Annotated in this window: 23 protein-coding genes and 2 pseudogenes; 9 read left to right on the top strand and 16 right to left on the bottom strand. The window is 61.8% G+C overall.

Annotation, left to right across the window (positions count from 1 at the left end; genetic code table 11):
* Window position 1: 1 nt before the first annotated feature.
* The 10 genes from AB4N42_RS25335 to AB4N42_RS25290 form a co-directional block, all read right to left on the bottom strand.
* Window positions 2-1,150, bottom strand: a complete 1,149-nt coding sequence (locus tag AB4N42_RS25335) for an efflux RND transporter periplasmic adaptor subunit (protein WP_217861393.1) — start codon at window positions 1,148-1,150, stop codon at window positions 2-4.
* Between the two features lie 144 nt (window positions 1,151-1,294).
* Entirely contained in the window at window positions 1,295-2,392 is a 1,098-nt protein-coding gene (locus AB4N42_RS25330) for a DUF1513 domain-containing protein (RefSeq protein WP_460115509.1), read from the bottom strand.
* A gap of 2 nt (window positions 2,393-2,394) precedes the next feature.
* Window positions 2,395-3,456 carry an imelysin family protein gene (locus AB4N42_RS25325; protein ID WP_460115508.1) on the bottom strand — a complete coding sequence of 354 codons (1,062 nt, stop codon included), beginning with the start codon at window positions 3,454-3,456 and terminating at the stop codon, window positions 2,395-2,397.
* Window positions 3,457-3,483: 27 nt separating this feature from the next.
* Window positions 3,484-4,911 carry a di-heme oxidoreductase family protein gene (locus tag AB4N42_RS25320; protein WP_460115507.1) on the bottom strand — a complete coding sequence of 476 codons (1,428 nt, stop codon included), beginning with the start codon at window positions 4,909-4,911 and terminating at the stop codon, window positions 3,484-3,486.
* 241 nt (window positions 4,912-5,152) lie between these two features.
* Window positions 5,153-6,505, bottom strand: a complete 1,353-nt coding sequence (locus AB4N42_RS25315; RefSeq protein ID WP_460115506.1) for a sensor histidine kinase — start codon at window positions 6,503-6,505, stop codon at window positions 5,153-5,155.
* A gap of 68 nt (window positions 6,506-6,573) precedes the next feature.
* Window positions 6,574-7,011, bottom strand: coding sequence for a Spy/CpxP family protein refolding chaperone (locus AB4N42_RS25310; RefSeq protein ID WP_030142502.1), 438 nt, complete (start codon window positions 7,009-7,011; stop codon window positions 6,574-6,576).
* A gap of 304 nt (window positions 7,012-7,315) precedes the next feature.
* Window positions 7,316-7,993: a response regulator transcription factor gene (locus tag AB4N42_RS25305; RefSeq protein ID WP_030142501.1), complete on the bottom strand. Its 678-nt coding sequence runs from the start codon at window positions 7,991-7,993 to the stop codon at window positions 7,316-7,318.
* A 7-nt stretch (window positions 7,994-8,000) separates the two neighbouring features.
* On the bottom strand, window positions 8,001-8,411 hold the full coding sequence (locus tag AB4N42_RS25300) for a translation initiation factor 2 (protein WP_030142500.1): 411 nt from the start codon (window positions 8,409-8,411) through the stop codon (window positions 8,001-8,003).
* 116 nt (window positions 8,412-8,527) lie between these two features.
* Window positions 8,528-8,827, bottom strand: coding sequence for a YciI family protein (locus AB4N42_RS25295; protein ID WP_460115505.1), 300 nt, complete (start codon window positions 8,825-8,827; stop codon window positions 8,528-8,530).
* Between the two features lies 1 nt (window position 8,828).
* Window positions 8,829-9,425, bottom strand: coding sequence for a septation protein A (locus tag AB4N42_RS25290; RefSeq protein ID WP_030142498.1), 597 nt, complete (start codon window positions 9,423-9,425; stop codon window positions 8,829-8,831).
* An 87-nt stretch (window positions 9,426-9,512) separates the two neighbouring features.
* On the opposite strand from AB4N42_RS25290, the pseudogene AB4N42_RS25285 reads away from it, so the two are divergent.
* The 5 genes and pseudogenes from AB4N42_RS25285 to rluB all read left to right on the top strand — a co-directional run bounded on the left by AB4N42_RS25285 (window position 9,513) and on the right by rluB (window position 14,267).
* Window positions 9,513-10,377: pseudogene (locus AB4N42_RS25285) on the top strand (PHP domain-containing protein).
* Between the two features lie 13 nt (window positions 10,378-10,390).
* Window positions 10,391-11,020, top strand: a complete 630-nt coding sequence (locus AB4N42_RS25280) for an L-threonylcarbamoyladenylate synthase (protein WP_030142496.1) — start codon at window positions 10,391-10,393, stop codon at window positions 11,018-11,020.
* A gap of 132 nt (window positions 11,021-11,152) precedes the next feature.
* Window positions 11,153-11,851, top strand: a complete 699-nt coding sequence (locus tag AB4N42_RS25275; RefSeq protein WP_167352838.1) for a segregation and condensation protein A — start codon at window positions 11,153-11,155, stop codon at window positions 11,849-11,851.
* Window positions 11,852-11,862: 11 nt separating this feature from the next.
* Complete coding sequence (scpB, locus tag AB4N42_RS25270; RefSeq protein ID WP_460115504.1) at window positions 11,863-12,795, top strand: SMC-Scp complex subunit ScpB; 933 nt, start codon at window positions 11,863-11,865, stop codon at window positions 12,793-12,795.
* 236 nt (window positions 12,796-13,031) lie between these two features.
* Window positions 13,032-14,267, top strand: coding sequence for a 23S rRNA pseudouridine(2605) synthase RluB (gene rluB / locus AB4N42_RS25265; protein WP_030142493.1), 1,236 nt, complete (start codon window positions 13,032-13,034; stop codon window positions 14,265-14,267).
* A gap of 273 nt (window positions 14,268-14,540) precedes the next feature.
* Here rluB and AB4N42_RS25260 read toward each other — a convergent pair whose 3' ends face one another.
* Together AB4N42_RS25260 and AB4N42_RS25255 are read right to left on the bottom strand one after the other, a co-directional pair.
* Entirely contained in the window at window positions 14,541-15,506 is a 966-nt protein-coding gene (locus tag AB4N42_RS25260; protein WP_460115503.1) for a leucyl aminopeptidase, read from the bottom strand.
* Window positions 15,507-15,590: 84 nt separating this feature from the next.
* The gene (locus tag AB4N42_RS25255; protein WP_003178782.1) at window positions 15,591-15,728 is read right to left on the bottom strand and encodes a hypothetical protein; all 138 of its coding nucleotides are present in this window, start codon (window positions 15,726-15,728) and stop codon (window positions 15,591-15,593) included.
* Between the two features lie 938 nt (window positions 15,729-16,666).
* Between AB4N42_RS25255 and AB4N42_RS25250 the strand changes: the two genes are divergently transcribed.
* Window positions 16,667-18,085: an amino acid permease gene (locus tag AB4N42_RS25250; protein ID WP_030142490.1), complete on the top strand. Its 1,419-nt coding sequence runs from the start codon at window positions 16,667-16,669 to the stop codon at window positions 18,083-18,085.
* A 218-nt stretch (window positions 18,086-18,303) separates the two neighbouring features.
* A complete protein-coding gene (arfB, locus tag AB4N42_RS25245) occupies window positions 18,304-18,717 on the top strand; it encodes an alternative ribosome rescue aminoacyl-tRNA hydrolase ArfB (RefSeq protein ID WP_030142489.1) in 414 nt (137 codons plus the stop codon).
* Here arfB and AB4N42_RS25240 read toward each other — a convergent pair.
* The 3 genes from AB4N42_RS25240 to AB4N42_RS25230 all read right to left on the bottom strand — a co-directional run bounded on the left by AB4N42_RS25240 (window position 18,714) and on the right by AB4N42_RS25230 (window position 20,570).
* On the bottom strand, window positions 18,714-19,913 hold the full coding sequence (locus tag AB4N42_RS25240; RefSeq protein WP_460115502.1) for an MFS transporter: 1,200 nt from the start codon (window positions 19,911-19,913) through the stop codon (window positions 18,714-18,716). The genes arfB and AB4N42_RS25240 overlap by 4 nt on opposite strands.
* 83 nt (window positions 19,914-19,996) lie before the next feature.
* On the bottom strand, window positions 19,997-20,209 hold the full coding sequence (locus AB4N42_RS25235) for a hypothetical protein (protein WP_217861398.1): 213 nt from the start codon (window positions 20,207-20,209) through the stop codon (window positions 19,997-19,999).
* A gap of 217 nt (window positions 20,210-20,426) precedes the next feature.
* Window positions 20,427-20,570, bottom strand: a complete 144-nt coding sequence (locus AB4N42_RS25230; protein WP_187293363.1) for a hypothetical protein — start codon at window positions 20,568-20,570, stop codon at window positions 20,427-20,429.
* A gap of 286 nt (window positions 20,571-20,856) precedes the next feature.
* Between AB4N42_RS25230 and AB4N42_RS25225 the strand changes: the two are divergent.
* Both AB4N42_RS25225 and AB4N42_RS25220 read left to right on the top strand, forming a co-directional pair.
* Window positions 20,857-21,597, top strand: a pseudogene (locus tag AB4N42_RS25225) (HAMP domain-containing protein); the annotation flags it as partial.
* A 117-nt stretch (window positions 21,598-21,714) separates the two neighbouring features.
* Window positions 21,715-22,482: a methyl-accepting chemotaxis protein gene (locus AB4N42_RS25220; RefSeq protein WP_410002310.1), complete on the top strand. Its 768-nt coding sequence runs from the start codon at window positions 21,715-21,717 to the stop codon at window positions 22,480-22,482.
* Between the two features lie 183 nt (window positions 22,483-22,665).
* Here the strand turns inward: AB4N42_RS25220 and AB4N42_RS25215 are convergent, their stop codons facing one another.
* On the bottom strand, window positions 22,666-23,688 hold the full coding sequence (locus tag AB4N42_RS25215) for a transporter (protein WP_198797929.1): 1,023 nt from the start codon (window positions 23,686-23,688) through the stop codon (window positions 22,666-22,668).
* Between the last annotated feature and the right edge of the window lie 38 nt (window positions 23,689-23,726).

Genomic DNA, 23,726 nt, shown 5'->3' with positions numbered 1-23,726 from the left:
ATCAGTCCGCGCGCGGCGTGCTGTTCTGTTCGGTCAGGGTCTTGTCGTCGCTGATGGCGATGGACGTGCCGTTGTCGAGCTTGAGCTGGCCGGCAATCACCACGTCTTCACCGCTGTGCACGCCCTTGGTCACCAGGACCTGCCCGTCGCGACGCTCACCCGTCTCGACGAAGCGCCGCTCGGCGATCAGGACCGGCTGGCCCTTGTCATCTTTCTCGACGCTGCCATCGGCGGCTTTCTTCTGGGTGACCACGTACATCGAGTTGCCGTAGAGCGTGTAGGTCACGGCGCTCTCCGGCACGACGATGCCGGCGGCCACGTCTGGCAAGACGACCTGCAGGTTGGCAAACATGCCGGGCAACAACTTGCCATCGGGGTTGGCAAGGGTGGCGCGCACCAGCACATTGCGGGTGCTGTCCTCGACCTTGGGGTTTATGGCGCTGATGGTGCCGACGAATGTCTGGCCTGGGTAGGCCGAGACACTGACGTTGACCGTTTGGGCAACGGCGAGCCGAGGCACCGTCTGTTCCGGGACATAGAAATCCACGTACAGGCTACTGAGGTCCTGCAGGGTGGCGATCACCGTGCCGCTGGCCAGGTAATCGCCAACGTCCACCTGACGAATGCCGATGGTGCCGCTGAAAGGCGCGACGATGTGTTTCTTCGCCAGCGATGCCTTGAGCTGGTTGACCGTGGCCTGGTTCTTCTTCAACTGGGCCGCAAGCCGATCGAACTCGCCTTTGGAAATCGCCTGGCTGCCGACCAGTTGTCGACCCCGGCCGAAATCCAGCTGCGACAGGCCAAGGTCGGCCTGGGCGGTTTCCAGCAGGGCGCTTTCGACTTCGCTGTCCAGTTGCAGGAGCGGTTGGCCGGCCTTGACCTTTTGCCCCGATTCGAACTGCAGCTTTTGCACCGTGCCGGCGATCTCCAGGCTCAGGTCAACGCCTTGCAAGGCCTTCAGGCTGCCGACGGTGGGCAGGCGAGACTGCCAGGGTTGCTCGGTGGCCTTGGCCACGGCAACGCTGACGGGCGGTTTCGGGACAGAAAACATCTGGATCTGCTGGTAGATGGAGAAGGCCTTGTAGCCTGCCAGCAACAGCACCACCAGCAGGACAACACCCAACATGATCAGCATGCGGCGTCGCAGCATGTTCCACTTCCTTGGAAAAGAGCTGAGAGAAAATACAGATAGGCGGGCACATTACCCTGTGCGCTCGGGGTATTCCAGATGCTGGCGGGACGGTGGGGCGTAGGACTCTTCTGAAAAGTCATAGCGCCCGGCACCGCCCCCCGCTCAGACCAGATGCAGATGGTTGTCCCAGAGCCCCGCCGGCAGGTCCAGCGGTTTTGCAACCAATTGTGATTGCCGGCAATCGTAATAGCGGCAACGCCCCTGGCCCGATGTCACGACGAAACCGTCGGCCACCGCGCCCACCCCGGCGCAATCCGGCAAAGGCGCGTCCAGGCGAACTTCGCCGCTGTCCAGGTCCCAGATGAAAAAGCGATTGCCCCGTGGCGCCGTCAGGGCCACCAGGCGCAGTTCGCTGTGCACGGCGACGCTGGCGGTGTAGTGCCCCATGGCCTGCAACTGATGTTCGGGCACCGGGAACGCCTGGAAAGGTTGGCCCGGTCGCTTGATTGCCAGCAGTTCCGACGGCTCATGTGCGGCGCCCATGAATTGCTGGCCGGAGACGATGGTCCCGTCGCTGGCGATGCCCAAATGGCGCACGCTGTTCATCTGCTGGGCGAGGGTTTCCTTGCTCAGCAGCGTGCCATCGCGCTGCATCAACACCAGGCTCGGCTCCATGGCGTCAAGGTTCATTTCGACCCGACTTTCGGCCTCGGTGCGAATGCCGCCGTTGGCAACGACCAATGTCTCGCCATCGGGCATCCATGACACTTGATGAGGGCCAATGCCGTGGGTGGAGATTTCGCCGCTGTGGACCAGCCGCTCGCCTTCGAAACGATACACGCCCAACAGGCCGCGCCCCGGGTCGCTGGTGTCGTTCTCTGTGGCGTACAACCACTCGCCACTCTTGTGGATCACCGCGTGACCGTAGAAATGCCGGTTCGGTAACGAGGCGATGGTCTGCAACAGTGTCCCGTCGCGCAGGTCGATCAGATAGCTTTCGGTGCCTGGACGGCGGGCAACGAACAGCGCGATCGGCAGCGTCGGGTGGTTGATGATGTCATGGCAACGCTGGCCGACCCGGGTGGCGAACACCCGGGTGCCGTCCAGTCGATAGCCGACGGCGAAGTGATTGCCATCGCCATCGTCCCGTGCCGAAAGCAGTAGCGCACGCTTGTCCTTTTGCTTGAACAGCGTCCAGCCGCCCAGGGTAACGGCACCCAGCAGCATACTGCCGAGTGCCAGAGCCTGACGTCGAAACATGATCAGTCACCGTCGTTGGCGTTGAAGCCCAGTTGAATGCCCAGCGCCTTGGCCAGTTCGCCCTCGTGCAGGCGGTGGACGACGTTGAGGCTGTCGTACAAATCGTTGAGTTGCTGGCGCCCGGCGTCGTCGTTGAGCATGTCGGTCAGTGAGCGCTGGCTGCTGGCGAACAGCTTCAACGAGGCATCGTAGGCAGCATCGATCTTGTCCGCCAATGGCTTCTGGTCGCTTGGCAGCAGACCGCGCAGGCCTTTGTTGTCGACGCCGACCCACACGGTCCTGGCGGCGCTCAGGCTGGCTTCCAGACCTTGCAGTGACGATTGGCTGCGCCAGGCATCGGCCTGGAACGGTTGCGGCACGCCCTTGCTCTGGCGGCCCATTGGCGTGCCGAGTTTTTTCAAGGTGTCCAGGGCAGTGACCTGGACCCGCAGCAGATCAGCGATTGCCTCGTGGGAATCGGCGTAGCGCTGGTTAGGAAACTTGCTCATCTGGGCGAGCATGCCGTCGTTGGTGTTCCAACGAGACAGGATCTCTTCGGCCAGTTGCTTCTGGCGTTCACCAATGGCGGTAAGCAGTGGGCAATACTTGGCTTTCTGGGCGCTGTCGGCCATGTCGATCTTGGCGTCGAACAGCAGGTATTCGTAGGCGGAGAGCCCTTGCACGACAACACTGGATTTGGCCAGGCCGGCGGCGTCGATCTGCGGCTCGCTGTTGACCAGTTGCTCGACCTGGCGGCCGACCAGGTTTTTCTTGTCCGGCCAGAATTGCACTTGCCAGGCACGGTTGCCCTCGGCCAGTGGACCGATCAGCAGCGGTTGCAGTTCGGCCCAGGCTTTTTGTGCCTTGAGAAAGTCGGCGCGGGCGGTCTCCAGGGTTTCCTTGCCTTGGCAGAACGCCAAGGCACTGCTCGCCAATTGCCGGTCTGCCTCGACCCAGCGGCTGTAGGTCGGCAGGATCACTTGCTTGGCAATGGCAGCCGACGTGACCGCCTGGGGATCCTGGGGCGAGCAGGCGCCGAGGGCGATGGCGGCGAGGCTGGTGAACAACAGCTTGGGACGGAACATGTCGGGCTCCCGTTTCAGGAAATAACGTTAAAGGGAATTCAGGAAAGCCAACAGCGCAGCGCGCTGCTCGGCGTTGAAAGCCAAGACCTGTCGCTGCGCCGCCTGGGCCTCGCCGCCATGCCAGAGCACGGCTTCGAGGAGGTTGCGGGCGCGACCGTCGTGCAGGAACTGGGTATGACCGCTGACGGTTTCGGTCAGGCCGATACCCCATAACGGCGGAGTCCGCCAGTCGCGGCCGCTGGCCTGGAACTCGCTGCGGTTGTCAGCCAGCCCTTCACCCATGTCGTGCAGCAGCAAATCGGTGTATGGGCGGATGACCTGGTTCGCCAGCTCCGGCTCGGCAGCGTTGGCGGATGTGGTGTATTGGGGGGTGTGACAGGACTGGCAACCCGCCTGGAAAAACAGATTCTTGCCCGCCAGCACTTGGGGCGAGTTCACGTCGCGACGGGCCGGCACGGCGAGGTTGCGGCTGTAGAACAACACCAGGCGCAGAATGTTATCGCTGACTTCCGGCTCGCCCTTCGGACCGTTGCCGTTGGGCGCGCGCTTGCAATCGACCTGGGCCTCGGTGCAATCGTCGAACGGACGCAGGCTGGTCGTCAGGCCCATGTCGCCGGAAAACGCATGGACGTTCTGTTGATTGAGGTTCGGCTGCCCGGCCTTCCAGCCGAAACGCCCCGGCACGGTCTTTTGCTGGATATCGTCCCAGACCCTGTTCGGACGGCCAGCAATACCGTTTTTGTCCCGTGCCTGAGCCTGCGCATTCGCCAGGATGGCGTCGTCGGGGATGGCCTCAAGCAAACCCAGGCCGATCATCGGCGGTGCGACGCGGGCCGAAAAACGCGTGTCGGGGTGCATCGGGCCATACCCCAATTGGCTGATCTGCAAGGTCGGCTTGCGCAGTTCCACGACGGTGCCGTCGTTGAAACGCACCGGGACTGGCGAGTAATCGACCCGCACCTTGCCTTCCGGCGCAACGCCTGGCACGGACATGTCCTGCAATTGTCCGCCGTAGACAGGCTCTGGCACGACGCCGAGTTGTTCGATGACCTTGGCGTACGGCGCTGCATCGGGAATCGACAGGCGCACCAGCATCGATACCGCGCTGGTTGCATCGGGTGCCGGCGGGTGGCCGCGACCGTCCTTGATGTGACAGTTCTGGCAGGCATTGGTGTTGAACAAGGGACCGAGGCCATCGCGGGCAGTCGTCGTCGAAGGAGCGATCACCCAAGGGCTGCGGAAGAAACTGTTGCCGACGCTGAAATCCACGCGCCGCGAGGGCGGCAGGTTGGCCGAAGGCAGGGAAAAGGCATTCTGGTCGGCCTTGCGTACCGTCGCGTTGCCACCGGACTTGGCTTCGCCGGGCTCGGCCTGGGTAAAACGCGGGGCGTCATCGCAGGCACTCAGGCCCAAGGCCAACAGCAGAGCGCATAAGCGAAGAGGCAACGACGGCATTGGAAATCCTGCGGGACGAGTGAAACGCGGGCGCAAAGTCTAACAGGGCGGGGCGGTTTGAATAAGAGGAATTATCGTTTGGTTTGATCGGGGCGCTTGATTTCCTGTGGCGAGGGAGCTTGCTCCCGCTGGGTTGCGAAGCAGCCCCAAAACCAGGCGCCGCGGTGCAACAGGTAAATCCCGCCAACCAGTTTGCGACTGCTGCGCAGCCGAGCGGGAGCAAGCTCCCTCGCCAGGGGGTTCACTGTTGGTCTGTAGGGGGGACTACTGCCCCCGGCACCAACGGCAATTCCAGCGTCGCGATGAACCCGCCCTCGGGATGGTTGGCCAATACCAGCGCTCCGCCGTGGCGTTCGGCTGCGCGGCGGGCGATCGCCAGGCCCAGGCCATGACCGGCAGTGGTCTGGCCGGGCGCGCGATAGAACGGTTCGCCCAGTTGGCCCAGATGCTCGGCCTCGACGCCCCGCCCGTGATCGCGCACGCTGACCAGGATTCGCTCCCCCTGGCGCACCGCGCGCATTTCGACGGGCTGCCCGTCCGGACTGAAGCGCTGGGCGTTGCGCAACAAATTGTCCACGGCACGCTCGATCATCGTCGGCCAACCCTTGAGGGTCAGGTCCGGCTCGGTTTCCAACTGCACGTTTTGCTCCGGCGAAGCCATCTGGGCATCTTTTTGTAGATTGATCAGCAGCCCGTTGAGATCGACCTCTTCGGCACTGGCGTTGTCGGCATCGACGCGAGCCAGGACCAGGATTTCACTGATCAGCGCTTCCAGTCGATCACACTCACGCGTCAGTCGCGGCCAGAGTTTTTCGCGCTCCTCGGGGCTCGCGCGCTCCGCCAGTGCCAGGGCGATGCGCAGCCTGGCCAGGGGCGAGCGCAATTCGTGGGAAACGTCGCGCAGCAGTTGGCGCTGGCTGGCGATCAGGCTTTGCAGGCGCGCGCCCATGCGATTGAAATCCGTGGCCAGCACACCAAATTCGTCCCGTCGGTTGGCCAGCTTGGCTAGGCTGTTCTGCTGATAGGCCGCTTGCCCCAGGTCATGCACCGCGCCGCGCAGTCGGCTCAGCGGACGGGTGATGGAAAGGGTCACCAACAGGCTGAACAAGGTCAGTACCACCAGGGCAATCGCTAGGGCACTGAGGGGCCAGAGCAAGCTGCCGCGGTGCCAGGCGTCCAATTCGGGGTGGGGGATGCGGTAGATGAACAGGTACGTGTCGCCGGTCTTGGCGCTGGTGAACTCGTCGGTCAGGCGCCGCCAGGGCAGGCGTCGGTCGTCGTTGTTCTGGCGCGCCTCGAACGCGGCGGCACGGTGCGGAAAGGTGCCGCGCACCACCGGGTCGCCACTTTCGTTGAGCACTTGGACGTCGATGTGATACTGGCGCTTGCGCTGTTGGAGGATGGCCTGCGCGGCGTCTTCGCCCTGGCTTTCGTAAGTCTGCGTCCACTCTTCGGCCAGGGTATTGAGGCCTGGATGACGGCTGAGGATCCAGGCGTCCTGGTTCAGCATGTGGCCCATCAGAATCGAAAGTCCCGCCACCAGAGCGATGGCCAGCCAGAAACTGGCCAGGACGCGCCAGAACAATGAACGCACGGATTTATCCTCGAAAACAAAGAAAGCCCAACGGCGGTGTGCCGTTGGGCTGGTGGTACTTCAGGGCATTATTGCGCTTTTTGCGGCTGTTGCGCTTTCCAGGCCTTGAATTCGGCCCACTCGGCCCGACGTTCGGCCTGCTTCTTCTGGATCGCGTCGAATTCTTTCTGTTGTTCCGGCTTCAACAGTGCGCGGATCTGCGCATCGACTTTTTGGTGCCGAGCCTCCCTTTCGTCCTGCATGGCTTTCTGGTCGGCTGGCGACAGCTTGGCCAGGTATTTGTCCACCAGTTCACGTTGTTCGTGGCGTTGTTCGCCCATGATCCGACGGATCTGCTGGCGTTGCTCGTGGCTCAGGTCCAGTTGGCTGTAGGGACCTCTGTCATGCATCTGGCCACCGTGGCGCGGGCCGTCCATCGGGCCCATCGGGCCAGGACCTTCGGGCATGGCCATGGCGACGGTCGGCAGGGCTGCGGCGAACATCAGGGCGGTGAGGGTCTTGCGCATGGTGTTTCTCCTTGTCTCGTTCCCGGTCAGTTCCGGATGTGTCCAGATTACGGAGATCAAGGTCAGCGGCGGTCAGGGGTGGGTAAAGCTTGGGTAAAGACGGTTTGGTGCGGACCTGACAAATCCAGCGGGCGAAGACTAATCCCCGTGGCGAGGGAGCTTGCTGTGGCGAGGGGATTTATCCCCGCTGGGGCGCGCAGCGGCCCCCACGGCTTCAACTGATATACCTTAATGGCAGCAATAGGGGGCGCTTCGCACCCCAGCGGGGATAAATCCCCTCGCCACAAGAGATCGGCGCAGTGCCTTAAAGGCTGTAGTAATAACCCCGGCTACGCAGCGCCACGATCCGTGGCCGGCCATCGGGGTGGGGGCCGATTTTCTTGCGCAGGTTGCTCACGTGCATATCGAGGCTGCGGTCGTACAGGGTCAGCTTGCGGCCCAGGGCGAGCTGCGCCAGCTCCTGCTTGTCCAACGGCTCGCCCGGTTGCTTGAGCAGCGCTTCGAGCAGGCGGCTTTCGGACACCGTGAGGGTTTGTTCCTGCTCGTCGATGCTGACGACGCCGCGTACCGGGCTGAAGGTCAGGTCGCCCAGTTCGATCTGGCTGGACACGGCCGTCGGGTGGCTGCGCCGCAGCACGGCGCGCAGGCGGGCGGTCAGTTCCCGTGGGTCGCAGGGTTTGGCCAGGTAATCATCGGCGCCCAATTCCAGGCCGAGGATGCGGTCCAGCGGCTCGCCACGGGCCGAGAGCATCAATACCGGCAGCTCCGGATGATCGTTGCGCAATTGCTTGAGCAATTCCAGGCCGCTGCCGTCGGGCAGCATCACATCCAGCACCACCGCCGCCGGGGCGGTTTCGGCCAGGGCCTTGCGGGCGCTCAGGCCATCGTGGCAAGCGCGGACCTGGAAACCTTCCTGGCCCAGCCAACTGCCGAGGAGCTCACACAGCTCCTGGTCATCATCTATCAGTAACAGCTCGCTCATGACTCACTCAATTTAGCCATTGCCGACGTTGTCTACGTCCACCGCTGGCAAAGATACCGCAGAGCAGGGCCAATAGCGCTACCCCGGCGCCCACCACGAACCATTGCTGCTGATCGGTCAGCAGGCGTGGCAGGGGATTGGCCTGGGCTTCCTTGAGCTGCAATTTCAAGCGCTGGTTTTCCTGGCGCAACCGTCCCACCAGCGCGCTTTCGCGTTCGCCGTTGGTGTTCTGTAATTGTTGGGTGAGCTCTTCACGCATGCGCTCGCTGTCTTTCAAGCGTTGCTGCAATTCGGCGATCTGGCCGCCTGCGCTCAGCGACAAGGGCGTCGAATGGCCGGCTTCGGAGGTTTCCTCGCCATGGGCGGGCGCCCCGATCGCCAACGTGACCAACAACAGGCACAACGGACCTTTGCGCATTGCAGCTCCTGAATTCCAATCGAGATTTAGCAGATTAGACAGGTTGTCGGCAGGCGGACGAGAACAATGAGCCATTGAGCGCAATGAGCCAGGAAGGCTCATCGCGCCGGGGAAATTTACGGCAGGACTTGCTTGAACGGCTTGACCTCGACATTGGCATAGACGCCAGCTGTCACGAACGGGTCGGCCTTGGCCCAGGCTTGTGCGGCGGCCAGGGACTCGAACTCGGCCACGATCAGGCTGCCGGTAAAACCGGCGGCGCCTGGGTCGTTGCTGTCCACCGCCGGATGGGGACCGGCCAGCACGATGCGGCCTCCGGCCTTGAGCTGTTGCAGGCGCTCCAGGTGCTCAGGGCGGGCAGCCAGGCGTTTTTCCAGGGAGTTGGCGACGTCGGTGGCGATGATGGCGTAGAGCATGTCAGTCCTCGGTTTTTGGCGTGGTGGGGTCGGCATCGTGCAGGTGACGGGACAGGTAGATGCCCTGGCCAATCAGGAACAGCAACGTCATGCCCAGGCTGCCGAACACCTTGAAGTCGACCCAGTATTCCTGGAACGTGAACGCAACGAACAGGTTGGCGGCGCCACAGAACAGGAAAAACGCTATCCAGGCGATGTTCAGGCGGGTCCAGATCAGCTCGGGCAGGTTGATGGCGTGGCCCATGATGCGCTTGATCAGCAGGCGGTCGCCGATGAAGTGGCTGCCGATGAAGGCCAGGGCGAACAGCCAGTTGACCACCGGGGCTTTCCATTTGAGGAACGTCTCGCTATGGAAGGCCAGGGTCAGGCTACCGAATACAAGGCAGGCGATCAGGGTCAGCCACTGGCTCTTCTCCAGCTTGCGCTGGGAGATGAACAGCGCGCCGTAGACCACCAGGGAACTGATGATCAGCACCGCGGTGGCGCTGTAGATACCGCCTACAGTCAAGGAGTGGCCGGCGATATCGACGGTCCGGGGATCAAGTTTGTAGACGATGAAAAACAGCAGGAGCGGGATGAAATCGATGAATTGTTTCACAGTGGCAGCCAGGAGCAGGATGTGGCGGCATAATAACAAACATCCTTGGCCGCGATAGGGCCAGCTGATTTGAGGTAACAAAGTCCCGTGAATGTTGATTTGCACTGCCATAGCACGGCCTCCGATGGGGCCCTGGCGCCTGCGGTTCTGGTGGCGCGGGCGTTCGAGCACGGCGTGCGAGTCCTGGCCCTGACCGATCACGATACCCTCGAAGGCCTCGACGAGGCCCGCAGTGCCGCGACCGCGCTGGGCATGCAGTTGGTCAACGGGGTCGAGCTGTCCTGTACCTGGGGCGGGGCGACCATTCATGTACTGGGCTACGGTTTTGATGTGACGGCACCGCCCTTGGTCCAGGCCATCGCCGAGTTGCGCGATGGTCGTTGGCTGCGCTCCGAGGAGATCAGCCGCAAGCTCGCCCTCAAGGGCATGCCCGGTGCGCTGGAAGGGGCCCGGCAGATCCAGCAGGAATTGGGCGACAGCGGCAACGCGCCGGCCCGGCCGCATTTTGCCGACTGGATGGTGCGCGAAGGTTTCGTCAAGGACCGCGCCGAAGCCTTCCGCAAATGGCTGGGGGCCGGCAAGCTGGGGGACGTCAAGCAGCACTGGCCGACACTCGAGGAGACGGTCGGGACACTGCGGGCCGTGCGGCGCCTGGATCAGCCTGGCGCATCCCTGGCACTACGATTTCACCCGCAGCAAGCGCCGCCGCCTGATAGCCGACTATATTCAAGCAGGGGGCCATGCCATCGAAGTGGTCAATGGCCATCAGCCGGCCGAGCAGGTCGGCAGCCTGGCGATCCTCGCCCGGGAGTTTGGATTGCTGGTGAGCGCTAGCAGCGATTTCCATGGCCCGGGGGGCTGGTCCGAGATAGGCGAATATCGCCCGTTGCCGGAAGATCTGCCACCACTATGGTGTAGATTCAAACATGATCCCGTTATCGCCGCCGTCTGAACAGGTAGAACACGTGAGTCAATTTTTCCAGATTCATCCGGAAAACCCGCAAGCGCGCCTGATCAAACAGGCCGTGGAAATCATCCGTGGCGGTGGCGTGGTGGTTTATCCCACCGACTCGTCCTACGCCATCGGTTGCCAGATCGGCGACAAGAATGCCGTCGAGCGAGTCAGACGCCTGCGTCAGCTGGATGACAAGCACAACTTCGCACTCATCTGCAGCGATCTTTCGCAGTTGGGGCTGTTCGCCAAGATCGATACCGGCACTTTCCGCCTGCTCAAGGCCCATCTACCGGGCCCTTATACTTTTATCCTGAATGCCACCCGGGAAGTCCCGCGGCTGTTGTTGCATCCCAAAAAACGCACCATCGGCCTGCGCGTGCCGAGCCACCCAATTGCCTTGGCGCTACTGGCGGAGCTGGGTGAGCCTTTGATGAGCGTGACGCTGATCATGCCCGGCGAGACCGATCCGCTGACTGACCCCTACGAAATCCGCCAGATGCTCGAACATCAGGTCGACCTGATCATCGACGGCGGTTTCGGTGGCATGAAGGCCTCCACGGTGATCAATCTGGCCGACGGGGAGCCGCAGGTGGTGCGCGTCGGCTGCGGCGACCCGACGCCGTTCATGGTCGAGGCCTGAATGTCCGTTGTGGAGACCGCCGTCGACAGCGTGGACAGCCAGGCTGGCGCGCAACAGGAGCTGCCCTTCGCGATGGTCTATGGCCAGGCGGTCATGGAGATGCCCCTGGACCTGTACATTCCGCCGGATGCGCTGGAGGTTTTCCTTGAAGCCTTCGAAGGTCCGCTCGACCTGCTGCTGTATCTGATCCGCAAACAGAACATCAATATCCTCGACATTCCCGTGGCGGAAATCACCCGCCAGTACATGGGCTACGTCGAGCTGATGCAGTCGGTGCGCCTGGAGCTGGCGGCGGAATACCTGGTGATGGCGGCCATGCTTGCCGAAATCAAGTCGCGCATGCTGCTGCCGCGCTCGGCCGAAGTCGAGGAGGAAGAAGACGATCCTCGGGCGGAGCTGATCCGCCGCTTGCAGGAATACGAGCGCTTCAAGGTGGCCGCCGAGGGCATCGACGGCCTGAGCCGGGTCGGGCGCGATGTGGTGGTGCCCAAGCTCGATGCCCCCGAGGCGCGGGCACGCAAGTTGCTGCCGGACGTGAGCCTGGAAGAGTTGCTGATGTCCATGGCCGAGGTCCTGCGCCGGGGCGATATGTTTGAAAGCCACCAGGTCAGTCGCGAGGCACTGTCCACCCGCGAGCGCATGAGCGATGTGCTGGAACGGCTCAAGGGCGGCGGCTTCGTCCCCTTCGTCGAGCTGTTCACCGCCGAGGAAGGGCGGCTGGGCGTGGTGGTGACGTTTATGGCGGTCCTGGAATTGGTCAAGGAATCCTTGGTCGAGCTGGTGCAGAATGAGCCGTTCGCAGCGATCCACGTGCGAGCCCGAGCCGAATAACGAGCAAATCAATGAATCTGACTGAACCCCGCGAGCTGGCCCCCTTGCTTGAAGCTTTCCTGTTGGCCTCGGGAAAGCCGCAATCGATGGAGCGTCTGTTCGAACTCTTCGAAGAAGGCGAGCGGCCCGAGCCGGCCGTGTTCAAGAAAGCCCTGACATTGCTGGGCAAATCCTGCGAGGGTCGGGCTTTCGAGCTCAAGGAAGTGGCGTCCGGGTACCGCCTGCAAATCCGTGAGAAGTTTGCCCCGTGGGTCGGACGCCTGTGGGAAGAACGGCCGCAGCGCTATTCTCGGGCGCTGCTCGAAACCATGGCGCTGATCGCTTATCGCCAGCCGATCACTCGCGGCGAGATCGAGGATGTGCGCGGCGTGGCGGTCAACAGCAACATCGTCAAGACCTTGCTGGAGCGCGAGTGGATTCGCGTCGTCGGTTATCGCGACGTACCGGGCAAGCCGGCGATGTTCGCCACCACCAAGGCCTTTCTCGATCACTTCAACCTGAAGAACCTCGATGATTTGCCGCCGCTGGCGGAACTGCGGGAGTTGGAACCCGAGCCGATGCTGGAATTCGACGACGCTCCGGTGCCCCAGGGCTTGCAGGAACTGGCCGACGCCAGTGCCGAGCCTGAGGAGCCGAAGGAAGAGACCAGTTTCCATTCGTTGCTGCTGGAGCTGGACACGATGGAGGAGGGCTTGAAGACCGACTTCGACGACCTGCTGCGTGAGGAGCCGGGCCTCGAAGACGAAGCGGATGAACCGACGCCGCTCAGTGAAATCGAGCCCGAGCCGGAGGAGGACATCCTTGGCGTCGCCGAAGCCCGGGAAAAATTGCTGGCCGCCGTCGCCGCCCTTGCGCCGCCTGAGCCCGAACTGAGCGATGAAGAGGCCGAGGCCCGCGCCCTGGCTGAAGCGATCGAAAACGAACGGCGCCAGTTCGACGACTGACTCAACTGGTTTGCAAACACTGGCTGATCCACCGCCGTCCCACAGGGGCCTTCATTAAGTCGGGTGCCACCGATCGGCGGAAAAAGCACCAAGGGCATTTCGATCAGCTAGTCTCTGATGCGCAATCACCTCAACGAGCGTATGATTCGCGACCCTTTGGCGATCCCTTCGCCGAAAGACCTGTTTTCAAAGTGTCAGGCCAAGCCTGGCTCGACCACACCGGGAGGTGCCCAGAAATGAACGACCAAGACCAGAACGACAGCCAGGAAATCGGCCCAGCAGGCGAAAAACTGCAAAAAGTCCTCGCCCGCATCGGCGTCGGTTCGCGCCGTGACGTGGAAGCCTGGATTACCCAGGGCCGCATCAAGGTCAACGGCAAAGACGCCACCTTGGGCCTGCGCGTCGACATGCATGACGCCATCACCATCGATGGCAAGGTGATCAAGCGTGAAGAGGCCGCCGAAACGGTGCGCCGCGTGATCATGTACAACAAACCCGACGGCGAGATCTGCACCCGTGACGACCCGGAAGGCCGTCCGACTGTGTTCGACAAGATGCCGCGTCCGAAAGAAGGCCGCTGGATCAACATCGGTCGCCTGGACATCAACACCACCGGTTTGCTGATGTTCACCACCGACGGTGAGCTGGCGAACCGTCTGATGCACCCGTCCTACGAGATGGACCGCGAATACGCCGTCCGTGTGCGTGGCGAAGTCGATGACGAGATGATCGAGCGTCTCAAGGCCGGCGTCGTGCTGGAAGACGGCCCGGCGCGTTTTACCGACATCAAGCAGGCGCCGGGCGGTGAAGGTTTCAACCACTGGTACCACTGCGTGGTGATGGAAGGTCGCAACCGTGAAGTGCGGCGCCTGTGGGAATCCCAGGGTCTGGTGGTCAGCCGCTTGAAGCGTGTGCGTTTCGGCCCGGTGTTCCTCAACTCCGACCTGCCGATGGGCCGCTGGCGTGAAATGACCCAGCAGGAAGTCGACATCCTGGCGGCCGAAGTGGGCCTCAAGCCTGTGGCAATGCCGCAGATGACCGCCAAGAGCAAGGACAAGCTGGAGCGGATGCAGCGCAAGTCCTCGCGTCCGATGGGCAAGACCGAGCGCGTGCGTACACTGCGCCCGGCGGCCGACGGCGTAGCGACCGGCCCGCGTCCTTCCCGCGAGCCGCAGATCGAAGGCGAACGTCCGGCCCGCAAGCCTGCACCGCGTCAGGACGGCGAGCGTGGCCCGCGTGCGCCACGTCCGGCCAATGGTCGTACCGAGCGTGGCGAAGGGCGTGGAGCCCCGGCTGGTCGCGGTACGCCAGTGGCGGATCGCCCGGCCGACACCAAGCGCCCGGCCAAGCCTGCGCCGAAAAAGCGTCCGGGCATCATCCTGGCTGACCGCGATGCACCGTCGGGCAAGCGCCGTGGTGCCCCGGCAGGTTCGGGACAGCGTCCGGGGTTTGGGCGTCGTAAGCCGGAGTGAGGCAGCTGTGAGTTTCTAGCTGCAAGCTGCAAGAAAAAACGCCGACCGTTGGGTTGGCGTTTTTTTTTGGCCTGGCTTTAGTGATGCAGTGCCTTTGAGTCCGTCTTCGCGAGCAGGCTCGCTCCCACAGGATTCGTGTCGTACTCAGATTTTGAACTCACTGAAGATCGAGTGTGGGAGCGAGCCTGCTCGCGAAGAGGCCAGTCATACCTCCGCTATCGGAAGGTTGCCGGCCCTTTCTTGCCGCTTGAAGCTTGCCGCTCGAAGCTGCCCCTAAAGCACAAACCGCCCATCAAACATCGGCTCTTTGTCCAGCGCCAGCACACCGCTTTCGAAAATCAGATCCAGGTGATGGCTGCCCTTGGCGCCGCCACCGAGCCCCAGGTGCAGGCCGCAATGGCGCTCTTCGAAACCGGCGTTGCGAGCGTACAGGCTCTTGACCCCTTCGTTGGTGCCGATCCCCAGTTCTTCGATGCGCCGGTTGGACGGGTTGGCGTCCAGGTACCGGTTGAAATCGTGTTCCAGACCCGGGACATCGGTGGCGATTTTCTGGATCGTGGAGTCTTCGATCCACAGCTCCAGCGGCGACTGCAGCACGCCATATTTGCGTGCGAAGGGAATCGTGCTCAGGAAAGTCCCGACGAATTTCACCCGGCCATTGATGGTGTCGCTGTGGGTGGCGATTTCGCCGGGAGCCAGATCGTAGTTGCCGACGCCATTGATGTCGGTCCACTTCTTGACGTTGTGCAGCGCGGTGTCGAAATACGAGCCGTGCTCATCTTCGAAGCTCAACGTCGTAGCCTGGGACATGCGGCGGATCAGGTGGCTATTGAGCCCGGCGATCCGTTGGGGAATGACGCTGAAAGTGTCGTAGAAATAGTCGCCATAGTCTTTGAACAACAGCGATTTTTTCCAGTTGTCCGCCATTACGCCCTGCAGCGCGCGGACAAAGTCCGGGCCATCGGGGCGTGGGTTGGGAAGGGTGGATGAGTCGTAGAAGAAAATGTACAGATCGCTGTCGGCAATGGCCTGGGACAGGCGTTCCGTGGGTTCGAGGTCCAGGCGCATGGCGTTGAACCTGAACGGCGAAGTGCTCCCGGCTTGTTCTGCAATGCTGCCGGCCAACGCTTCGTAATCGGCGGTGTGGCCGAGCAATACCTTGGCGGACTGGATGCCGGCCAGGGCAGGATGATGTTCGAGGTAGTAAAGGAAATGTGAGATGGCTCGTTGTGTGTCCATGCTTATTCTTCCCTGACGATTGATTTGGCTTCCTGGCAGCAGGATGCGGAGCCGACCGGCCGGATCAGCTCCGCCGGGTATCGCTTACAGAGGCCACATCGCCGTGCCGAACGGAACGACGGCGTCGGCTTGCATCATTTCAACGGCGGCTTCATGGGTCGGTGCCTCGAACCATTCGTCCAGTTGCAGTTCGGTTTCCAAGTCTTTGTCCAGTGCTTGCATAGTGAATCTCCTAGATGACTTTTGCGGAAAACGCGGGCCGATTCGGCGAGTGGAACCCGGCTGAATCGGCACCGCAAAAACTCGCCGGCACGATGCCTGGGCAAGTGGCTGAAAACCTAGTCGAGGGTTTTTTGGAATGCAAAAAATTATTTTATTTTTTTTGTTTGAACTTTTTGTTCCATTTTTTCATGGGCAAATTAGCTGTTTAAAAACAGTCGCCTGGTGGGTTGTCTTCGTTAGGTAGCTACCTACCGTCAATTTGTGGTCAGGGTCTGCAAACACCCTTGATGGAAAGTCTGCTTTACGCGCTGTAAAGAATTGATGACGAAAAAAGCCTTGCGTGCGGGTTGCAGAGGCAGGTTTTCCCGGTTGTAAGAAAAAGCTTCCGCATGGCCCCGACGTGGACTGGTTCTGGAGCTCTGGCCCGCTTGTTTCAGCGCTTCTTCAAGGGTGAGATGCGCTCCATGCCTGTCGTGCAGGTGAATAACAAAAAGGAGGCGCAATGAACGCCGTAGCTCCGTTTCCCTTCTCCCGTGGTTGTGTTTTTCGCACTCCACACTTCAACGGCTCGCAAGAGCCCGGACCTGTTTTCGCAGCCGCCCGAGATGTTCGAGGCGGCCCCGTGCGATCCCGGCAAACGACACGCTGATCCGGTGGTGTCTGGCAGCAGGGGGGCAGCGGTGTACAATGCGCCGCGTTTTACTGTGACCCTTCGCGTAGCCACGCACTTTCAAGGTTATCCGCCTTGTTCACTCCGCCACGCCACAAGCGTGTCGGGTTCGATTTCGTCACAGATAAAAACAAACAGGTGACGCATGACCGTTGTAAAAACGCTGAATTCCTGGTGCCTGCGCTGGGGTTTGATCGGCGCTGCTTGAGATCCGATTCGAGCGGCAACGTCTAACGAATATCATCAAACCTTGCGTGAGACCCTTTTCATGAGTGGACAAAACTCGCATTCAGGCGAGCTGAAGCGCGGCCTGAAAAATCGCCACATTCAACTGATCGCCCTTGGCGGCGCGATCGGCACCGGCCTGTTCCTCGGCTCGGCGGGGGTGCTGAAATCAGCCGGCCCGTCGATGATCCTCGGCTACGCCATCTGCGGCTTCATCGCCTTCATGATCATGCGCCAGCTCGGCGAGATGATCGTCGAAGAGCCGGTGGCCGGCTCCTTCAGTCATTTTGCCCACAAGTACTGGGGCGGTTTTGCCGGGTTCCTGTCGGGTTGGAACTGCTGGATCCTCTACATCCTGGTGGGCATGTCCGAGCTGACTGCGGTCGGCAAGTACATTCACTATTGGGCGCCGGACATTCCGACCTGGGCCTCGGCGGCGGCGTTCTTCATCCTGATCAATGCGATCAACCTGGCCAACGTCAAGGTCTTCGGCGAGGCCGAGTTCTGGTTCGCGATCATCAAGGTCGTGGCGATCGTCGGCATGATCGCCCTGGGCAGCTACCTGCTGGTCAGCGGTCACGGCGGCCCGCAAGCGTCAGTCAGTAACCTGTGGTCCCACGGTGGGTTCTTCCCCAACGGCGTGAGCGGCCTGGTGATGGCGATGGCGATCATCATGTTCTCCTTCGGTGGCCTGGAAATGCTCGGTTTCACCGCCGCTGAAGCCGACAAACCGAAGACCGTGATCCCCAAGGCCATCAACCAGGTGATCTACCGGATCCTGATTTTCTACATCGGTGCCTTGGTGGTGTTGTTGTCCCTGACGCCTTGGGACAGCCTGTTGGCCACCCTTAACGCTTCCGGCGATGCCTACAGCGGCAGCCCGTTCGTGCAGGTGTTTTCGATGCTGGGCAGCAATACAGCTGCGCACATCCTCAACTTCGTGGTGCTGACTGCCGCACTGTCGGTGTACAACAGCGGCACCTACTGCAACAGCCGCATGTTGCTGGGCATGGCCGAGCAGGGCGATGCGCCCAAGGCCCTGGCGAAAATCGACAAGCGCGGCGTGCCGGTTCGCTCGATCCTCGCCTCGGCGGCGGTCACGCTGGTGGCGGTGCTGCTCAATTACCTGATTCCCCAGCATGCGCTGGAGCTGCTGATGTCGTTGGTGGTCGCGACCCTGGTGATCAACTGGGCGATGATCAGCTACTCGCACTTCAAGTTCCGCCAGCACATGAACCAGTCTCGCCAGACGCCGCTGTTCAAGGCGCTGTGGTACCCGTATGGCAACTATGTCTGCCTGGCGTTCGTGGTGTTCATCCTCGGCGTGATGTTGCTGATCCCAGGCATTCAAATCTCGGTGTACGCGATTCCGGTGTGGGTGGTGTTCATGTGGGTGTGCTATGTAATCAAGAACAAGCGCGAGGCTCGGCATGAGCTGGCGGTGGCTGCTGCTGCCAAGTAAGCGTTGCTGAACGGACAAACCCGGCCGAGTGCCGGGTTTGTTCTTTCAGGCCACATACAAATCCCCTGTGGGAGCGAGCTTGCTCGCGATAGCGGTGGATCAGCAGCATTGATGTTGACTGACACACCGCTATCGCGAGCAAGCTCGCTCCCACAAGGGGTTAAGTGTTGTCTCTGGGATTCGCGGTATCCTGTGGGCCCTGACACCGGACACATTTCATGCTGGTCATTTCCAACACCGTGCACATCCCGGACGCCGAGATCGAGCTGACGGCCATTCGCGCTCAGGGCGCCGGGGGGCAGAACGTCAACAAGGTTTCCAGCGCTGTGCACTTGCGCTTCGATATTCCTGCGTCGTCGCTGCCCGAGTTCTACAAGGAACGGTTGCTGGCGCTGCGCGACAGTCGCATCACTGGCGACGGTGTGTTGATCATCAAGGCCCAGCAATACCGCACCCAGGAACAAAATCGGGCCGATGCGCTGGAGCGCCTGGTCGAACTGATCCTCAGCGCCACCAAGGTGGAAAAGAAGCGGCGCCCGACCAAACCGACCCTCGGCTCGAAAAAACGTCGCCTCGAATCGAAGACCAAGCGCGGCTCGATCAAGGCCGGGCGCGGCAAGGTGGATTTCTAGAGTTTCTCCCGCGCCTCACGGTAGCGAGGCGCCTGACGGTACAGGTAGACGCTCAATGCCAGCCCACCCAGTGCCGCCAGCGCAGCGAACAGAAAGATCGAGGCAAAGCCGAAACCGGCGGCTATCGCCCCGGCCAATGGGCCGGTGATCCCCAGCGACAAATCGATGAACAGCGAATAAGCCCCCACCGCCGCCCCACGGCTGGAAGCCGGCACCAGGTTGACCGCCTCCACGCCCAGTGCCGGGAACACCAGCGAGAAGCCGAAACCACTCAATGCCGCGCCCGCCAGGGCCCACTGCGCATCGGGCGCCAGCCATAACAGCAGCAAGCCCAGGGTTTCCACCGACAGGCACGCAATCGCGACCCTGAACCCTCCGAGACGGTTGATCAGGTTGCCGAACAACAGCCGCGCACCGATGAAACAGGCGCCGAACAGGCTCAGGCAGAGCACGGCGTTGTCCCAGTGCTGCGTGGCGTAGTACAGGGTGATGAAGGTCGCGATGGTGCCAAACCCGATTGAACCCAAGGCCAAGCCGCAGCCGTGGGGCAATACGCGCCCCAGCACATGCATGAACGGCAGGCGCTCGCCGACGACGATGGGCGCGGCGGTTTTCGGCCAAGCCAATGCCAGCCCGAGCACGGCCAGCAGGATGATGCTGGCGCCCATGCTCCACAGCCCGAGGGATTTCACCAGCCACACCCCCAACGGCGCGCCGATCGCCAGCGCGCCGTAACTGGCGATGCCGTTCCACGAGATGACCTTGGCGGTATTCGCCGCGCCGACCCGGCCGATGCCCCAGCCGATCGAGCCCGAGCCGACCAGGCTTTCCGCGCTGCCCAGCACCAGTCGTCCGATCAACAGGCTGGTCAGGCTCAGGACCGGCATGCCCGCGGTCCAGGCAGAAACCAGCATGAACACGCCGCTCAAACCACACCCGGCCAGGCCGAACATGACCGCGCGCTTGCTGCCCAGGTTGTCGATGATGCGTCCCGCATAAGGACGGCTAAGCAGCGTGGCCAAGTACTGGACGCTGATCACCAACCCGGCGATTACCGCGCCGAACCCCAGCTCGCCATGGACGAACCCGGGCAGCACGGCCAAGGGAATACCGATGTTCAGATAGCCGATAAAGGTAAACAGGACGATGGAAACGACTTGCAGCGTGACCGCCATGGGGCGCTGGGGATCTGGCATGGGAAGAGGGTCCACGGGGCAGCAGGATAGATAGGCTGCTTATGATAGCGGCGACCGCAGCGGTGGCGCGTGGAAAAGTAAAACTATTTGCCGGACGGCGGTTCGGTTGTGGTCTTGCCAGCGATCAAGTGTGTGGTGACCAGCGCGGCCAGGGCATTCTCTTGCGTGCCGAACCGAGCCAGCAGGGTGGCTTGTTTTTCGGGAGAGAGGCGGGTCCAGATCTCGACCATTTTCTCGGCGGTGCCGATCAGCACGCTGGCCTGGGCCGGGCTGAAGGAGGAAGTGTCGTCGGTCATGGCGTGGGGCTCGGATTCAGGCGGTGTGGAAAGCGCATCTTAGGCTCTGTACGAAATGTGTTCGCGCGAAGGCCAGACAAGGCGAAACGGGGCGAGGAAGCGCAGTGTACTGGAGTACATGAGCATTCCGAGCCCCGTTTCAACGCAGTATGGGCGAGTGCGGATACATTTCGTACAGAGCCTTGCGCTTTCCACACAGTCTGGTGCTGCGGGTGGATCAGTCTTCGTTGTCGGCCTGGCGGCGTTCAGTGGTTTGCTGCTGCTCGGGTTGCTGGGCGTCGGGTTGCCCTCCGGCTTGCAGCGGGGTCGTCTGCTCAGGTTCGTGCAGGCTTGGGAAGGGGAGATTAGGGATCTCGTGCATTTCGCGCTCCTCGCAAAGTCTGTTGATTGATCGGGTAGATCCGCGCTTCTACAAAGCGTGGGCAGGATACCCCAGGAGAAATGACAAAAAGACTTTCAATCCTGGTGGGGCGACCGGTGGGCTTGTCTGGACAGGTCATGTCCAGCAGCGAAAACGCCGTCGCTACCGGTGGTCGGCAGGGCTCAAGAACAGGGCCTGGGGGCCGACCCTGTGTACATATCCTCCACATTCAGTAGCGAGAGTGGACCCTGGACATGGAGGTCCTTTCTTCGAAGAGATCGACTCCATGTTTCTACAAAAATCCCTGAGAGCGCAGATTCTGGCCCTGCTGAGCGGCAGCCTGTTGGCGATGCTGCTGATCGCCCTGGCCTCCTTTCATTTCCTTTCCGATGGCATCCAGAATTATCGCAGCCTGATTGATGGCCCGTTGCGTGCGTCGCAATTGATCGACGAGGCCAATCTGCAATTCAAGGTACAAGTCCAGGAATGGAAAAACGTCTTGCTGCGCGGCAAGCAGCCCGCGGACCTGGAAAAATACTGGAAGCAGTTCGATGATCGCCAGCGCGATGTCCAGAACCTCCTGGGTGAGTTGATCAAGCACGAAGGTGTCCCGGCGTCGATCAGGACGCGCATCGAACGCCTGCGGGGCGAGCACGCGCAATTGGGTGCCGCCTATCAAAAGGGGCGTGATGCGTTTGTCTCCGCTGGTGCAGACGCCGCGGCAGGGGACGCGGCGGTCAAGGGTGTTGACCGTGCCGCCAGCGAGCAGATGAGCGAATTGGTGGTGGAGCTGCACAAACTGGGCGATGAACAATCGGCGCTGATCAGTGCCGGTGCGGATCGTACGATCCTGTTGGGCACCGTGATCATGCTGCTTTCGGGATTGCTGGTCGGCTTGCTGAGTCTGTGGCTGGTCAACCGCAACCTGGTGCAGCCAATCCGTAGCCTGATCGAATACGTGACTCAACTGAGCCGTGGGCGTTTCGCCGAGCGCGTAACCAGCACACGTCAGGATGAGTTGGGCGACCTGGCCCTGGCGGCGAATACGTTGCGTGACTTCCTCGCTGAAACCTTCACCCGGCTGCAACGCAGCGCCACGGAACTGGACAGCGCCAGCGGCGAGCTCAACGCGATTGCCAGCCTGATGAGCCAAGGCACCAGCGAGCAATTCGAACGCACCGATCAAGTCGCAACGGCGATGAACGAGATGTCCGCCACCGCCCAGGAAGTTGCCCGTCATGCCGCCGACGCGGCGCGGGCCGCTGATGATGCCGATCATTCCGCGCAGTTGGGCGAAAAGGTCATGCAAGGCACCATCCACACGATCACCCAAATGCGCGGCGAGATTGCCAACACGGCCACGGTGATCCGCCGCTTGGAAACCGACAGCGGTCGCATCGGCAAGGTCCTGGAAGTGATTCGCGGGATCGCCGAGCAGACCAACCTGTTGGCCCTCAACGCCGCCATCGAAGCCGCGCGGGCCGGTGAGGCCGGGCGCGGTTTTGCGGTGGTGGCCGATGAAGTGCGCAGCCTGGCCCAGCGCACTGCGTCGTCGATCATCGAGATCAACCAGATCATCCAGACCGTTCAGACAGGCGCGGTGGACGCGGCCCAGGCCATCGAGAGCGGGCAGTCGCGCAGCGAAGAAAGTGTCGAGCAGGTGACTCAGGCCGGCGAGATGCTCGAACGTATCACCCAGGCTGTCGAAGCGATTCGCGACATGAATCGCCAGATTGCCACGGCGGCGGAGGAGCAGACCTCCGTGGCCGAGGATATCTCGCGCAACCTGACTGAAATCACCTGCATCGCCAGCACCAACCTGGACAATGTGCAGCGTACTGAAGCGGCCAGTCGGGATCTGCACGGGTTGTCGGGGCAGCTGAACGAAGTGACGGCGCGGTTGAGTGCCTGATGGCATTGATCGGTTTTGAATAGGGCTTGGTAACACCCGTGGCGAGGGAGCTTGCTCCCGCTGGGCTGCGCAGCAGCCCCATAGCTATTCAGTGCGGTGCGACAGCTTTTACGACTGCTGCGCAGCCGAGCGGGAGCAAGCTCCCTCGCCACAAGGTTCCATGCAAACTTGAAGTGATCAGGTTCAATAATCGCGCCGCTTGCGAAACGCCCATCGGCCTGCAATCACGGTGAAGGTGGCGACCAGCGCCACCAGGATCCAGAAGCCCTCGGGATCACTGGCCAGCGGCACGCCGCCGACGTTCATGCCGAAGAAACCGGCAATGATGTTGATGGGCAACGCCAGTACCGTGACCACCGTCAGGGTGAACAGGGTACGGTTGCTTTGTTCGTTGAGGTTGGCGGCGATTTCTTCCTGCAGCAACTTGATGCGCTCGCCCAGGGCCGTGAGATCGTTGATGATCAGGGCGAACTCCTCGGTGGATTTGCGCAGTTCCTTGACGTCTTCTTTCTGCAGCCATTGCGGCGGGCGATTGAGCAGACGCAGCAGCGAACCCGGCTCCAGGGCCAGCAGACGTTGCAAGCGCACCAGCACCCGGCGTTGGCTGCCCAGTTCGGCGCGGTTGGTGGACAGGCGTGAAGACAGCAACTGATCCTCGATCTGGTCGACGCTGAGGCTGGTCTTGCGCACGATCTGGGTCAGCACCTCGCCTTGGTCGCGCAGCAGATGCACGAGCAACTCCAAAGGTGACCGAAAGCACTCGCCGGCCTTGACCGATGAGCGAAGCTTGTCGACCGAGTGCAGCGGTTGCAGGCGTGCGCTGACAATCAGCCGACTGCTCACGCAAACCCACAACGTGGACACATCCGAGGACACCAGGTTGCTGAGGTTGAACACCACATCGTTGACCACGGCGAGCAAGGCCGAGTCCACGTGCTCGATGCGGGTCGAGCGCGAGCCCTCGTGCAAGGCTTCGAAGAATTCCTGGGGCAAGGCCAGCCGGCTTTTCATCCAGCGCTCGCACGCGGCGTGGGCCAAATTCAGGTGCAGCCAGAGGAATTCGTCGGGATCTTGCGGTTGTTGCAGGCTTTGCAGGGCCTGGGCCGAATCAATTTCTCGTCCGCGCTCGCCAGGCAGGAAGCGAAACCCGTAAAGCAGGCCGAACAGGTCCGGGTCGCGATGGCTTTGGTCGATGCTGTGGTTCATGAAGGCTCGCTGGCGGGAGTGCCTGTCGCGGCGATGAC

This window comes from Pseudomonas sp. H2_D02 (genome assembly GCF_054677635.1).
The sequence above is the reverse complement of the archived record's forward strand: the minus strand, read 5'-3'. Positions and strand labels throughout refer to the sequence as shown.

What these genes read in the sequence shown, in the direction of transcription:
- AB4N42_RS25335 (WP_217861393.1), bottom strand. Translation starts at nt 1,150, where the DNA reads ATGCTGCGACGCCGCATGCTGATCATGTTGGGTGTTGTCCTGCTGGTG.
- AB4N42_RS25330 (WP_460115509.1), bottom strand. Translation starts at nt 2,392, where the DNA reads ATGTTTCGACGTCAGGCTCTGGCACTCGGCAGTATGCTGCTGGGTGCC.
- AB4N42_RS25325 (WP_460115508.1), bottom strand. Translation starts at nt 3,456, where the DNA reads ATGTTCCGTCCCAAGCTGTTGTTCACCAGCCTCGCCGCCATCGCCCTC.
- AB4N42_RS25320 (WP_460115507.1), bottom strand. Translation starts at nt 4,911, where the DNA reads ATGCCGTCGTTGCCTCTTCGCTTATGCGCTCTGCTGTTGGCCTTGGGC.
- AB4N42_RS25310 (WP_030142502.1), bottom strand. Translation starts at nt 7,011, where the DNA reads ATGCGCAAGACCCTCACCGCCCTGATGTTCGCCGCAGCCCTGCCGACC.
- AB4N42_RS25305 (WP_030142501.1), bottom strand. Translation starts at nt 7,993, where the DNA reads ATGAGCGAGCTGTTACTGATAGATGATGACCAGGAGCTGTGTGAGCTC.
- AB4N42_RS25300 (WP_030142500.1), bottom strand. Translation starts at nt 8,411, where the DNA reads ATGCGCAAAGGTCCGTTGTGCCTGTTGTTGGTCACGTTGGCGATCGGG.
- AB4N42_RS25295 (WP_460115505.1), bottom strand. Translation starts at nt 8,827, where the DNA reads ATGCTCTACGCCATCATCGCCACCGACGTCGCCAACTCCCTGGAAAAA.
- scpB (WP_460115504.1), top strand. Translation starts at nt 11,863, where the DNA reads ATGAATCTGACTGAACCCCGCGAGCTGGCCCCCTTGCTTGAAGCTTTC.
- rluB (WP_030142493.1), top strand. Translation starts at nt 13,032, where the DNA reads ATGAACGACCAAGACCAGAACGACAGCCAGGAAATCGGCCCAGCAGGC.
- AB4N42_RS25260 (WP_460115503.1), bottom strand. Translation starts at nt 15,506, where the DNA reads ATGGACACACAACGAGCCATCTCACATTTCCTTTACTACCTCGAACAT.
- AB4N42_RS25255 (WP_003178782.1), bottom strand. Translation starts at nt 15,728, where the DNA reads ATGCAAGCACTGGACAAAGACTTGGAAACCGAACTGCAACTGGACGAA.
- AB4N42_RS25250 (WP_030142490.1), top strand. Translation starts at nt 16,667, where the DNA reads ATGAGTGGACAAAACTCGCATTCAGGCGAGCTGAAGCGCGGCCTGAAA.
- arfB (WP_030142489.1), top strand. Translation starts at nt 18,304, where the DNA reads ATGCTGGTCATTTCCAACACCGTGCACATCCCGGACGCCGAGATCGAG.
- AB4N42_RS25240 (WP_460115502.1), bottom strand. Translation starts at nt 19,913, where the DNA reads ATGCCAGATCCCCAGCGCCCCATGGCGGTCACGCTGCAAGTCGTTTCC.
- AB4N42_RS25235 (WP_217861398.1), bottom strand. Translation starts at nt 20,209, where the DNA reads ATGACCGACGACACTTCCTCCTTCAGCCCGGCCCAGGCCAGCGTGCTG.
- AB4N42_RS25230 (WP_187293363.1), bottom strand. Translation starts at nt 20,570, where the DNA reads ATGCACGAGATCCCTAATCTCCCCTTCCCAAGCCTGCACGAACCTGAG.
- AB4N42_RS25220 (WP_410002310.1), top strand. Translation starts at nt 21,715, where the DNA reads ATGAGCCAAGGCACCAGCGAGCAATTCGAACGCACCGATCAAGTCGCA.
- AB4N42_RS25215 (WP_198797929.1), bottom strand. Translation starts at nt 23,688, where the DNA reads ATGAACCACAGCATCGACCAAAGCCATCGCGACCCGGACCTGTTCGGC.